Here is a 12,398-nt window from a genome sequence, read left to right on the forward strand (position 1 = left end):
TCATACGTCTGCACTTGTTACCAACCCCCTTCGATTTGATAACGGCCTTGAGGTAAGGCTCATGGATTTCAATACATCCACAGCTGCAGACGCAGTATCCACGCTAGTAAAGCATGCTTTCCCGTATTCTACAGCTTCCCGCCGGATACGGAACCCGTCCGTATGCGCCTTCCTCTTCCTGTTCAACGTATTAATCACCATCTGCACCTTCTGTTCCCGGATAACTGCCAGGACGCCTTCGTCCTCATCCACTTTTCCTACAGTTGTAACCGGAAGATTTCTTTCTTTTAAAAACCTTGCCGTTCCAGCCGTGGCAATTAAATGAAAACCCAGATCGACGAGCGTGGCTGCCAGCGGTTCCACTTCCTTTTTATCTTTATCCGCTACGGTCAACAGAACGCTTCCGTGTTCCGGAATCTTCATACCTGCTGCCATCATACCTTTGTAGAGCGCTCTTTCCAGATCTTCATCGTATCCGATCACTTCTCCCGTCGATTTCATTTCGGGTCCGAGGGTAGTGTCGACACTTCGTAATTTTTCAAAGGAAAACACAGGTACCTTTACATATATGCCTTCTCTTTCAGTCACAATCCCGGTAGAGTAGCCTTCGTCCGTAAGTCTCAGACCCGTCATCACTTTCGTAGCCAGTCCGGCCATCTGTATTCCGGTGATTTTGCTCAGGAATGGAACCGTACGGCTGGCACGCGGGTTGACTTCGAGTACGTAAACTTTCTCTTCCTGGACTACAAACTGAATATTGATCAGTCCTTTTAAAGGCAGGTTTTTCGCTATCTTTATCGTTGCTTCTTCCAGTTGTCTGATCACTTCCTGCGAAAGGTTTCGAGGAGGATATACCGCCATCGAGTCACCCGAATGGACGCCCGCCCGTTCAATGTGCTCCATAATACCCGGTATAACCACATCTTTCCCGTCCGTAATCGCGTCAACTTCCACTTCCTTACCGGAAAGATATTTATCTATTAATACCGGATGACCATTGGAGACGAACTTCGATAAGTAATGAGTCAGCTCCTCCTCCGAATAGACGATTTCCATAGCCCTGCCCCCAAGGACATACGAAGGACGTACGAGTACCGGATATCCGACAGCCTGCGCCACGCGGTAGGCATCCTCTTTTTCATCCACGCTTTCCCCTCCGGGATGACTTACCCCGAGATTATTCAGCAATTGTTCGAAGGAGCTCCGATCTTCCGTCTTCCTGATGGAGTCGATGGTCGTTCCGAGAATCGTCACGCCTCTTTCCTCCAGCCCGTCCGCCAGATTCACCGAAGTCTGACCGCCGAACTGCAAAATCACCCCTTCCGGCTGTTCGAGATCCACAACGTTCATGACATCCTCTACAGTAAGCGGTTCAAAGTAAAGTTTGTCGGACACACTGAAATCCGTTGAGACAGTTTCAGGGTTATTGTTGATGATGATCGCTTCATACCCTAACTCTTTTAATGCAAGGACCGAGTGGACCGTAGCATAATCGAACTCCACGCCCTGGCCGATACGGATGGGTCCGGACCCGACAACAAGAACTTTCTTTCTCTTTGTTACATCTGATTCGTTGAAAGTTTCATAAGTGGAGTAGTAGTAAGGGGTCGCCGACTCAAATTCCCCTGCACACGTATCCACCATCTTGTAGACAGGAGTGATACCTTCTGAACGTCTCTTTTCACTGACGTCTGCTGCGGTGGTTTTCAGCACGCGTGCAAGATGACGGTCGGCAAAACCCTTCTCCTTGGCCCGGCTGATCAGTTCGGTATTCCAGCCTTTCTCCCCGATCTCTTTCTCCAGAAGAAGAATAGAGTCGATTTTCCGGAGAAAAAAACGGTCTATCCTCGTTTTTTCGTGAATAACTTCGAGACCGATTCCTCTTCTCATCGCTTCCGAGAGGATGAACAGACGCCTGTCATCCGCTCTGTGCATCTGTTCAAGCAGTTCTTCGTCCGGGAGACCGATGAAGTCGGGATCATAGAAGTCACCGTCATTCTGTTCAAGAGAGCGGACCCCTTTCAGAAAAGCCTCCTCAAATGTACGCCCCATTGCCATCACCTCACCGGTCGCCTTCATCTGTGTACCGAGTATACGGTTACCGTCTTCGAATTTGTCAAAAGGCCAGCGGGGGATTTTACACACGACGTAGTCGAGAGAAGGCTCGAAACAGGCAGTAGTCGTTCCTGTAACCGGATTACGGATTTCATCAAGACTCATACCTACGGCGATTTTGGCTGCGATCTTGGCAATCGGGTACCCGGTAGCTTTTGATGCGAGAGCGGAGGAGCGGCTGACCCTTGGGTTCACTTCAATGACGTAGTAATCGAAGCTCTCCGGGTCCATTGCAAGCTGAACGTTACATCCCCCCTCGATTCCCAGTGAACGGATAATTTCTGTGGAGGCATTCCTCATTATCTGGTAATCCCGGTCACTCAGCGTCTGTGTCGGAGCTACTACAATCGAATCCCCCGTATGGATCCCTACCGGATCGACATTTTCCATAGAACAGACGACGATACAGTTATCCTTTTTGTCGCGCATCACTTCCATTTCTATTTCTTTGAAGCCGGCAATGTTCTTCTCTATGAGGCACTGATGCACCGGCGAAAGATCAAGGCCATTCCTTACAACTTCCGTGAGTTCTTCTTCGTTTCTGCAAATGCCTCCTCCGGCTCCCCCCATCGTATAAGCCGGACGTACAATCACCGGGTAACCGATATGTACTGCGGAAGTTAAAGCCTCTTTTGTCGTTGATACGATATCACTTTCGGGGACAGGCTGCCCGATTTCTCTCATAAGAGACCGGAAAAGTTCTCTGTCTTCCGCTTTCTGGATTGCATGAAGAGAAGAACCGAGAAGTTCAACGTTCATCTCTTTAAGGACTCCTGACTCGTCCAGCTCCACGGCCAGGTTCAGCCCGGTCTGCCCTCCGAGTGTCGGCAGCAGAGCATCGGGACGTTCTTTACGGATGATTTTAGACAGAAAGTCCACCGTCAGGGGTTCCATGTAAACCTGGTCGGCGAACGTGTAATCAGTCATGATCGTTGCCGGGTTGGAATTGGCAAGGATGACTTCATATCCTTCTTCTTTCAGCGACTGACAGGCCTGAGTGCCTGAATAATCGAATTCCGCAGCCTGACCTATAATAATAGGTCCGGAGCCTATAACGAGGATTTTTTTTATATTCTTATGTTCGGACATACGTCTCCTCCTTCCAATTGCGTACGATACTTAAAAATCGATCAAATAAGTGGCCGGTGTCTTCAGGACCCGGGGTACTCTCGGGATGGTACTGAACGGAAAACACAGGATATCTCGCATGTTCCAAAGCTTCCACCGTATCATCATTCAGGGAGTACTGAGTGACTTTCAAATCAGTTGACATAATTGAATTATAATCAACTGAATAACCGTGATTCTGGGACGTCATATAAGTCCGGTTGTTGACTTTGTCAAATACAGGCTGGTTTACCCCGCGATGGCCGAAAGGAAGTTTTTCCGTCCTTGCTCCGCAAGCTCTGGCAATAACCTGATGCCCCATACAGACACCGAAGACAGGTACCTTGCCGATCAGCTTTCTTACTGTCTCTGTCGCCTCCGGTATGTGCGCAGGATTACCGGGGCCATTTGAAAGAAACACTCCATCCGGTTTCTGCCTCATTATTTCTTCAGCGGAAATATTATAAGGCACTACCGTAATGTGACAATCTCTCTCTGTAAAGGCTCGCAGCAGACCATTTTTCATACCGTAATCGACGACTACAATCCTTTCTCCCCGATGAGGGATGACGTAAGGTTTATCAGTCGAGACGCTCGCCACCTGATCCGTCGGAAGCTCATACTCCCTCATCTCTTCCAGTACTTCCCGTACATTCCTCTCACTGCTTGTGATTACTGCCTTCATCGTCCCGGTTTCTCTTATGATTTTTGTGAGCTCTCTCGTATCGATTCCGCTGATTCCGGGAATCCCTCTTGCTTTCAGAAAAGAATCCAGCGTCTCTTCATTCCTGAAATTAGACGGGTATTCACAATGTTCCTTAACCACCACTCCCGATAAAGATGGAAAGATAGTTTCAAAATCATCCCTGTTCACTCCATAGTTTCCAATCGATGGATATGTAAAAGTTATTATCTGTCCGTAATACGAAGGATCGGACATTACTTCCTGATAACCGGTCATACCGGTCTGAAAGACGATTTCTCCTATTACATCCTTTTCGCTTCCGAATCCGTTGCCGCTGAACACCGTGCCATCTTCAAGAACGAGTCGCTTCATCATTTATTCCACCCTTCCCAGGCGATGTGCCCTTCTATCATTGTGCATTTTGGAATACCGCTCACTTTCGCCCCGTGGAACGGGGTATTTTTTCCTTTGGACAGGAACCGATGTCTGTCGATTTCCTCTTCCGTATACAGGTCAACGAATGTGAGCGTTGCAGGCTGTCCAGGTTCCAAAGTTCTCTGACTCATTGAAAAGACTTTTCTCGGTTTTGCCGTCAGCCATTCTATAAGCTGCCCGGTCGTCCAATTGCCGTTTCTGACAAAAGAGGTGTACAGCAGAGGGAAGGCCGTTTCAAGTCCGGTGATTCCGAAGGGGGCTTTCCTCATGCTCTGCTGTTTTTCATCCTCGGAATGAGGAGCATGATCGGTAGCTATAAAATCAATGGTTCCTTCTTCCAGACCCTGGATAAGCGCCTGACGATCTTCCTCGGAACGTAAGGGAGGATTCATTTTGTACATGGCGTCATCTTTATGTATATCACTTTCATTGAGAAGCAGATGATGCGGTGTAACTTCAGCTGTAATGTTGATCCCTGCATTTTTCGCTTCCCGTATCACTCTGACCGAGGACGCTGATGATACGTGACAGACGTGGTAGTGACATCCGGTTTCACCGGCAAGAATGGCATCTCTTGCTATGTGAACAGATTCTGCACTCGACGGGATCCCCGGCAGCTCCAGTCGTTCGGACACCTCGCCTTCGTGTACGACTCCGGAACCTGCGAGCCCATTATCTTCACAGTGAGCGACGATCGACATCCCGAGAACGGCAGCATTCTGCATCGCTTTTTTCATGAACGAAGCCTCCTGAACCCCCACTCCGTCATCGGTGAATGCAAATGCTCCGGCTTCTTTCAAAGCTTTCATGTCAGTGAGACTTTCTCCTTTCTGCCCAAGAGAAATGGAGGCGTAAGGCAACACTTCCACTACTGCATCATTTTTTATTCTACTCATGAGATTTTTCAGATTTTCTTTCGTATCGGGCACTGGAGAGGTATTCGGCATCGGGCAGACGGTTGTAAACCCTCCTTTGAGAGCAGCTCCCGTACCGGAGGCGATCGTTTCTTTATATTCCGCTCCGGGCTCTCTTAAGTGGATGTGTACATCAGTGAAGCCGGGTGCCACAAGGGCACCCCTGGCATCAAAAACCTCTTCCCCGCTAACCTCTTCCATTTGATTTTTAATCTCTGCAATCATTCCGTCTTTTACACGGATTTCACATGGTTGCAAAGAGTTCTCTTTCCATCGGAACGCATTTGTTATTTTCATTGTGCTTCCCCCCCATTAATTCGTCTATTATCGCCATTCTCATGTAGACCCCGTTGTTCATTTGCGTAAATATACGAGATTTTTGACATTCCACTAGAGCGGAATCGATTTCCACGCCACGGTTAACCGGAGCAGGATGGAGAATGATGGAGTGACTCTTCATCCGCCTTTCTCTTTCTTTCGTCAAACCGTAATCCGTAAGGTAGTCGGGGATATCCCCTTCCCAGTCGTGGCGCTCTTTCTGTATTCTGAGCAGCATAAGAACATCGCTCGAGGCGACGGCCTCATCCATCGTTACGTACGTCTTCCCCGGCTCCTTCCATTCGTCGGGAGAAGAAAATTGAACCTCTGCACCAAGCTGCTTCAGAGCGTATGCGTTCGACCTCGCTACTCTGCTGTGTTTAATATCACCCGCAATAGTGACTGTCAGACCTTTAAAACAGCCGAACTCCTCATAAATGGTGAACAGATCCAGCAGACTTTGCGTCGGGTGTTCCCCCGTACCGTCCCCTGCGTTAATAATCGAGATTCCTTTGCATTCTGAAAGTTCCTGAAGAGAATCGCGCTCGGACTGCCTGATAACCAGAATATCGGTTCCTATCGCCTCCAGAGTACGGACTGAATCATACAGCGATTCACCTTTGAGAAGACTCGACTGCTCCGCTTCCATTTCCAGCACTTCCATCTGCATCCGTCTCTCTGCAACGTGAAAGCTTTGTCTCGTCCTTGTGCTCGGTTCAAGGAAAAGATTCGCTGCGAACCTTCCTTTCCACGTTTTCTGCTCGCCTCTTTTCATGCGTCCGGCATTTTCGAGAAGTGAATAAATCATTCTGTTACTTAATTGATCCATAGTTAATAAGTGATTCATGGAATCCCTCCTATGCTATTTCTTCATCCTTTTCGAACACTGATTTCTGCTGCTTCTCTTCTTCAGACCGGGGAATAATGAGGTTCAGTACGATTCCCGTCACAGCCGCAAGTGCCATCCCTCCGAGCTCTACCTGCGGAGACAGCCGGATGAAAGCACCACCCACTCCGATTACGAGAATGACTGACGTGATCACCAGATTCCGGTTATCCCCGAGGTTTACGTTATGATCGATCATCATACGAAGTCCGCTCGCCGCTATGACTCCGAACAAAAGAATGCTGACGCCGCCCATGACTGCCTGGGGGATCGAACTTATTAGAACCGTAACCATTCCTATCCACCCGAATACAATAGCCATAACCGCTGCAAGGCCTATTACGAATACGCTGAAAACCCTTGTTACGGCCAGCACTCCTATATTCTCACCATAGGTTGTGTTCGGCGGTCCCCCGAGCATGCTCGCAATCATTGTCGCCGCTCCGTCACCGAGAATCGTTTTATCGAGTCCGGGATTCTTAAGAAAATTCCTGCCCGTCACTTTTGATAACACCATCTGGTCACCCGTATGTTCCGCGAGTGTAACGAGAGCAAAAGGCATCATAACCATGGCGATATCCAGACTGAGAACACTGAAAGGTGAATAATCGATAAAGGGAAGGAGGAAGTCCGGCGTCCGGAAGAAAGCCTGCAGAAAGCCCGTAAATGACTCGGCACCGGTCCAGTTTTCCCACTCCGTCTGAATTCCTGATGTGTCTACCACTCCGTTCACCAGTGCAAAAGTATAGCCGGTCGTAATTCCGATTAAGATCGGTATAAGGCGGAATATCCCCCGCAGGAATACCATGGCTATAATTGTAGCTCCGAGTGTGACGAGAGCGGTGGTGATGTGGATAGTACTGTAAACCTTGTCGCTTCCCGGTTCGTACATAGCCATGTCTACAGCAGTGGAAGCAAGCCCGAGGCCGATCACCATAATGACCGGTCCCACTACGACCGGCGGAAGCAGTTTAGTAAGCCACTTTACACCGAAAATCATGATGAGCAGGGAGGCAGCACCGTACACAAGCCCCGCAAGAAAGCTGCCGACCATGGCTCCCGCGACTCCGGAAGATTCGGAGATCTGGGTAATCGGATAAATAAAAGCAAAACTTGATCCTAAGTATGCCGGAACTTTCCCCCGTGTTATCAGGAGATAAGCAAGCGTTCCTGTTCCACTGGCTACGAGAGCTACTGAGGGAGATAGGCCGGTCAGAAAAGGAACCAGTATCGTAGCTCCGAACATGGCGAACAGATGCTGAAGGCTCAGGGCGAGCCATTTCGCCGGAGCCGGCTTCTCTTCAACGTCGTATACAATCTCTCTATCATTCATTCGAATTCCTCCTCTTTTTGTGCATAAAAAAATCTCTTTGCTTCAATAAGCAAAGAGATCACAGCATCGGTACATAGGTATACCCGTGCCTTACTCCTTACCTTTGAAGCCTCTCGGGACATTCATTAAAGGTACCTTTATTCATTTTTCGTAAATGACGACTTCCTCCTGCTGATCGGTCTCCTCGAGACGTACAGTCACTACTTCTTCCTTCGAAGTCGGGATATTTTTACCGACGTAATCTGCTCGTATCGGTAATTCTCTGTGACCCCGATCCACAAGCACTGCCAGCTGAATGGAGGATGGACGTCCGAGATCCACGAGCGCGTCCATTGCGGCACGCACTGTCCGACCTGTATAAAGGACATCGTCTACGAGTATTACTTTCTTATCGCTGATATCGACCGGAAGTTTAGAATCTTTCAGTTCCGGTTCATGTTTGTCTGTCACTTCCTTCAGATCATCGCGATACAGGGTGATGTCAAGCTCCCCCTGAGGAAGGGACGCCACTTCAATATCTTCGATTTTACTTTTGATTCTCGTGGCAAGAGGAACTCCCCGCGTCTTCACCCCGATAAGCACAAGATCTTCGATGCCTTTATTTTTCTCTACGATTTCATGCGAAAGCCTTGTAAGAGTTCGCCTGATCGCTGCATCATCGAGTACAGTCGCCTTTTTATTCATAATGCATCCTCCTACACAAAAAACCTTTTCTGCACACGTGGGCAGAAAAGGTCAAAAATCCGGTTCCTTCTCAGCCTCACGGGACTGTCGTTAAAGGTCTCTTATTAACTTGTTCACTATTATTACAAAAGCCCGGGTTTTTGTCAACTCGTTTCTTCCAGTTCACGCAGAGCTTTTTGGAAGTGTTCGGGCGCAGGAGCAGTAAACTTCATTCTTTCCCCGCTTACCGGGTGAGTGAAGGAAAGGGTTCTGGCATGCAGAGCCTGACCTGGAAGAGCGAGTGTTTTCCTGGGTCCGTATTTGTGGTCCCCTGCCAGCGGATGTTCGATATATCTCATGTGTGCCCGTATCTGATGGGTCCGTCCCGTTTCCAGTTTACAGGTAAGATGGGTGAACTCTTCAAAACGACGTTCTACGGTAAAATGAGTTACCGCATCTTTCCCCTCTTCCGTCACGGCCATGCGCTGACGTTCTTTAGGGTCACGGCCGATGGGAGCATCGATCGTACCGTGATCGTGGGCGATAACCCCGTGAGCAATCGCTTCATATTCCCTTTCCACAGTTTTTTCCTGCAGTTGATCCGCTAGATGCTGATGAGCCTTATCGTGCTTGGCTACCATCAGTAAACCGCTCGTATCTTTATCAATTCGGTGTACAATACCCGGACGCTCCACTCCGTTAATACCGGAAAGATCATCACAATGGTATAAAAGGCCGTTTACCAGCGTTCCGCTGTAATGGCCAGCTGAAGGATGAACCACCATCCCCACCGGCTTATTCACTACAAGCACGTCTTCATCTTCGTAAACGATAGTAAGAGGGATATTTTCTTTTTCAATGGCAGCCGGTTTCACTTCCGGCACTGACCACGCAACAAGATCCCCTTCCTGTATTTTATAATTGCTTTTCACGTGTCGATCATTCACAGAGACGTGGTGTTCCCTTATCCACTGCTGAACCTGAGCACGCGATACATCTTCAAGATGATCACTGAGCCACTTATCTATTCTCTTAGAAGCATCCGCTGCTTCCACTTTTAATTGTTCACTCATGACTGTTCTGTCTCCTTTTATCTCTTGTCTTCGATAAATGTCGCTATAAGGAATAGTATAACGCCGATAGTCAAAGAAGCATCAGCAACGTTAAAAATCGGGTAATTGTAGCTGCCGATGTACACATCTACGAAATCCACTACTTCTTTTCTGAACAGGCGATCGATGAAATTCCCTATTGCTCCTGCAAGAAGAAGAGCTAAAGCCACAGCACTCCATCTACTATTTTTTCCCTGTGTCTGCATGTAGTAAATCAAAAATCCCACAATCAGAACTGTAATAATATAAAAGAAAAGCATCTGACCCTGTAATATCCCCCATGCCGCCCCTTGGTTCCTGTGAGAGGTAAGCAGAAGAAAGGAATCTATGACGGGTATTCTCTCTCCTATTTCCATATATTTAGTTACCAGCCATTTGCTGATTTGATCTATTGCAATTATCAATAATGAAAGTCCATAAAACCGAAACATTCAAATCCTCCATCCCCTGCGAGTCCTTATTATTATATCATTTATCTATGTGAAGCCAATAGTTATGTATAGAGCAGCGCTCTATGCCAGGGGAGAACCATCACGAAATAGTGATTACGACAACACCGAAAAAGTAATGCGCCATTTATCTTTCTTCGTCTGTCCCATCACTTCAGTCAGTTCGCTCCTCCCTTTTCCCCGCAAGGAGATAAGGTCTCCTTCTTCAAGCAGAAAAGAGGGGTCATCCACCGTGCGGAAGTTGACTTTCACCTGACCTCCCTTAATATACATTACCGACTTTTTCCGCGGCATATTGTAAATCTCTTTCAGAACTACGTCTATCCGCAGCGACGAAACCGTAGCAGAAGATTCTTTCCACTCTTCTTCCGATGTCATCCTCGAACCCATCTCTATTTCCTTCCACCTCACCGAAGCTTTATTAATCTGCTGCAGCTGCATCTTAATAAAATCACTGATTTCGGCAGCTGCGATAATATGTATAAACCCGTCTTTGACTATGAGATCTCCGAGTTTTTCACGCTTGATACCGAGAGACATGAATGCCCCTAATACATCCCTGTGTTCCAGGCTTACAAATTTCGCCGGGTAAGAGGCTTCCAGAAGTGTCAACTGAAAATCCTCCTCTTCAATCAACTCGTATTCCGGAGCTATAATCATGCGGCGTCTTTCTTCATCATCTTCTCCGGAAAATTCCACCTGAAGGTCCGTATTACGTAACAGGGAGGTGGCAATTTGCCGTTCTCTCGGGTTGAGAAAATCCGTGAGTTTTCGCTGAAACCTCATTTCGACATCTTTCCGCCAGGCTTCCACCTGATCGATGAATGGTCTTTCTTCCTTTCTGAAGTGCTGATATATTTCCATAGTGTCCTCCTTTTCCCTTACCCCCCGTCAAAAACGAGGCACAAGACAGTAACCAATAAAGAAAAAAGAACAGAAACTTCAGCTTCTGTTCTTTCTTATGCGACCATTAACATAATATATAACTGCTGAATCCCTCTTGAAGCGAAATTCAAAGTTAAAATCGCAACTATCGGAGAAATATCAATCATGCCGAGTGGCGGGATAAATCTGCGGAATTGCTCCAGAAATGGTTCCGTCACTCTGGCCAGTCCCTGCCCGAAACTGGAGTCTCTTGCTCCCGGGAACCAGGACATCAGTATATAGATGATCAGCAGCCAGCTGTATATCTGGATTGCCTTGATCAAAAGAGAAAATATCAAACCCACAAAGCATTACCACCTTCTGTTAAATTCGTCCTCGTTCTGCATTATTTCGGAGATGGAACCTGAAATTTCAACGTTCTCCGGCACACAGAGGAATGTCTGGGATCCAAGCTTCTGAATATCTCCTCCAATAGCGTAAACTGTTCCACTCAAAAAGTCCACTATCCGTTTCGCCTGGTCCCGCTCCACGCGCTGGAGATTTATGACTACTGCGCGATGACTTACAAGTTCATCCGCAATATCCTGCGCTTCGCTGTAATTTCTCGGTTCGTGTAAAACCATTTTAGAAGATCGATGGGCACTTTTCAAACTGACGACGTTCTGCTGTTTATTACTTCTGCTATTCTCTTCCGGCTGCCCGGTTTCGTTTTCTTCATAAGCGTCTTCTTCGACGTATTCATAATCTTCATCCAGTGTGAAAAAAGATTTGAATCTATTCTTCATATTCATGATCACTCACCTCCATAAGTTTCGTTGCCTACAAGACTTGTACCGATCCGTATGTGGGTGGCCCCTTCTTCGATTGCAATAGTATAATCGTTACTCATACCCATGGAAAGATACTCACAGGGAGCGTGCGCCATATTCTCATTCCTCACCTTATCCCGGAGGGCGCGTAACTGTCTGAATGTTGCCCGCAGTTTTTCTTCATCTTCTACATGAGGGGCCATGGTCATGAGCCCGATCACTCTCACTTTCGGATAATCCTCAAGCATTTGTATAAATGGAAGAACATTTTCCGCTTCCAACCCGTGCTTCGAATCCTCTCCGCTTATATTCACCTGAACAAAACAGGACACAGCAGTCTCTGCCCGTTTATCGATTTCTTTAGCTAAAGACTTGCGATCCAGAGAATGGAGGACGTCTATCTGTCCTATCACATCTTTCACTTTCTTCGACTGAAGCGATCCGATAAAGTGCCACTTGGCCTCGTCTTTGATCTGGGAATACTTTTCAAGAAAACCTTCTTTCCGGTTCTCTCCAAGATTTACAATTCCCGCTTCAATAGCCTCTTTGGCTCTTTCTGTGCTTACGTACTTTGTTACTGCTATCGTTGTCACTTCGTCCGGATTCCGTTCAACTTTAGAACAGGCCCGTTCAATAGAATCTTCAATAATAGCTGCATTTTCTTTTACGTTCACTGTCATTGCTCCT

The 12,398-nt window shown here is 47.4% G+C and carries 12 protein-coding genes; all 12 read right to left on the minus strand.

Features of this window, described 5'->3' with window-relative positions; all coding sequences use genetic code 11:
* A complete protein-coding gene (gene carB / locus AAV35_RS07460) occupies nucleotides 1-3,204 on the minus strand; it encodes a carbamoyl-phosphate synthase large subunit (protein ID WP_008589789.1) in 3,204 nt (1,067 codons plus the stop codon).
* A complete protein-coding gene (gene carA, locus AAV35_RS07465) occupies nucleotides 3,191-4,279 on the minus strand; it encodes a glutamine-hydrolyzing carbamoyl-phosphate synthase small subunit (RefSeq protein WP_008589788.1) in 1,089 nt (362 codons plus the stop codon). The genes carB and carA overlap by 14 nt, the downstream gene beginning before the upstream one ends.
* Nucleotides 4,279-5,553, minus strand: a complete 1,275-nt coding sequence (locus AAV35_RS07470; RefSeq protein ID WP_008589786.1) for a dihydroorotase — start codon at nucleotides 5,551-5,553, stop codon at nucleotides 4,279-4,281. The genes carA and AAV35_RS07470 overlap by 1 nt, the downstream gene beginning before the upstream one ends.
* Nucleotides 5,501-6,421, minus strand: coding sequence for an aspartate carbamoyltransferase catalytic subunit (locus AAV35_RS07475; protein WP_008589785.1), 921 nt, complete (start codon nucleotides 6,419-6,421; stop codon nucleotides 5,501-5,503). Before AAV35_RS07475 ends, AAV35_RS07470 begins: the two co-directional genes overlap by 53 nt.
* 10 nt (nucleotides 6,422-6,431) lie before the next feature.
* On the minus strand, nucleotides 6,432-7,793 hold the full coding sequence (locus AAV35_RS07480; RefSeq protein ID WP_008589783.1) for a uracil-xanthine permease family protein: 1,362 nt from the start codon (nucleotides 7,791-7,793) through the stop codon (nucleotides 6,432-6,434).
* Between the two features lie 141 nt (nucleotides 7,794-7,934).
* Complete coding sequence (gene pyrR, locus AAV35_RS07485; protein ID WP_008589781.1) at nucleotides 7,935-8,477, minus strand: bifunctional pyr operon transcriptional regulator/uracil phosphoribosyltransferase PyrR; 543 nt, start codon at nucleotides 8,475-8,477, stop codon at nucleotides 7,935-7,937.
* Between the two features lie 143 nt (nucleotides 8,478-8,620).
* The gene (locus tag AAV35_RS07490) at nucleotides 8,621-9,529 is read right to left on the minus strand and encodes an RluA family pseudouridine synthase (protein WP_008589779.1); all 909 of its coding nucleotides are present in this window, start codon (nucleotides 9,527-9,529) and stop codon (nucleotides 8,621-8,623) included.
* Nucleotides 9,530-9,546: 17 nt separating this feature from the next.
* Nucleotides 9,547-9,999, minus strand: coding sequence for a signal peptidase II (lspA, locus tag AAV35_RS07495; protein WP_008589776.1), 453 nt, complete (start codon nucleotides 9,997-9,999; stop codon nucleotides 9,547-9,549).
* Nucleotides 10,000-10,113: 114 nt separating this feature from the next.
* A complete protein-coding gene (locus AAV35_RS07500; RefSeq protein WP_008589774.1) occupies nucleotides 10,114-10,881 on the minus strand; it encodes a YlmH family RNA-binding protein in 768 nt (255 codons plus the stop codon).
* A gap of 95 nt (nucleotides 10,882-10,976) precedes the next feature.
* Nucleotides 10,977-11,246: a YggT family protein gene (locus AAV35_RS07505; RefSeq protein ID WP_008589772.1), complete on the minus strand. Its 270-nt coding sequence runs from the start codon at nucleotides 11,244-11,246 to the stop codon at nucleotides 10,977-10,979.
* A 6-nt stretch (nucleotides 11,247-11,252) separates the two neighbouring features.
* Nucleotides 11,253-11,693, minus strand: a complete 441-nt coding sequence (locus AAV35_RS07510; RefSeq protein WP_008589770.1) for a cell division protein SepF — start codon at nucleotides 11,691-11,693, stop codon at nucleotides 11,253-11,255.
* Between the two features lie 2 nt (nucleotides 11,694-11,695).
* A complete protein-coding gene (locus tag AAV35_RS07515) occupies nucleotides 11,696-12,385 on the minus strand; it encodes a YggS family pyridoxal phosphate-dependent enzyme (protein WP_008589768.1) in 690 nt (229 codons plus the stop codon).
* Nucleotides 12,386-12,398 lie beyond the last annotated feature (13 nt).

The sequence above is a fragment of the Salimicrobium jeotgali genome, assembly GCF_001685435.2.
GTDB classification, from domain to species: Bacteria; Bacillota; Bacilli; order Bacillales; family Halobacillaceae; genus Salimicrobium; species Salimicrobium album.

Bases quoted from the DNA above. Each gene is read 5' to 3' on its own strand.
- carB (WP_008589789.1), bottom strand. From the start codon at position 3,204: ATGTCCGAACATAAGAATATAAAAAAAATCCTCGTTATAGGCTCCGGA.
- carA (WP_008589788.1), bottom strand. From the start codon at position 4,279: ATGAAGCGACTCGTTCTTGAAGATGGCACGGTGTTCAGCGGCAACGGA.
- AAV35_RS07470 (WP_008589786.1), bottom strand. From the start codon at position 5,553: ATGAAAATAACAAATGCGTTCCGATGGAAAGAGAACTCTTTGCAACCA.
- AAV35_RS07475 (WP_008589785.1), bottom strand. From the start codon at position 6,421: ATGAATCACTTATTAACTATGGATCAATTAAGTAACAGAATGATTTAT.
- AAV35_RS07480 (WP_008589783.1), bottom strand. From the start codon at position 7,793: ATGAATGATAGAGAGATTGTATACGACGTTGAAGAGAAGCCGGCTCCG.
- pyrR (WP_008589781.1), bottom strand. From the start codon at position 8,477: ATGAATAAAAAGGCGACTGTACTCGATGATGCAGCGATCAGGCGAACT.
- AAV35_RS07490 (WP_008589779.1), bottom strand. From the start codon at position 9,529: ATGAGTGAACAATTAAAAGTGGAAGCAGCGGATGCTTCTAAGAGAATA.
- lspA (WP_008589776.1), bottom strand. From the start codon at position 9,999: ATGTTTCGGTTTTATGGACTTTCATTATTGATAATTGCAATAGATCAA.
- AAV35_RS07500 (WP_008589774.1), bottom strand. From the start codon at position 10,881: ATGGAAATATATCAGCACTTCAGAAAGGAAGAAAGACCATTCATCGAT.
- AAV35_RS07510 (WP_008589770.1), bottom strand. From the start codon at position 11,693: ATGAATATGAAGAATAGATTCAAATCTTTTTTCACACTGGATGAAGAT.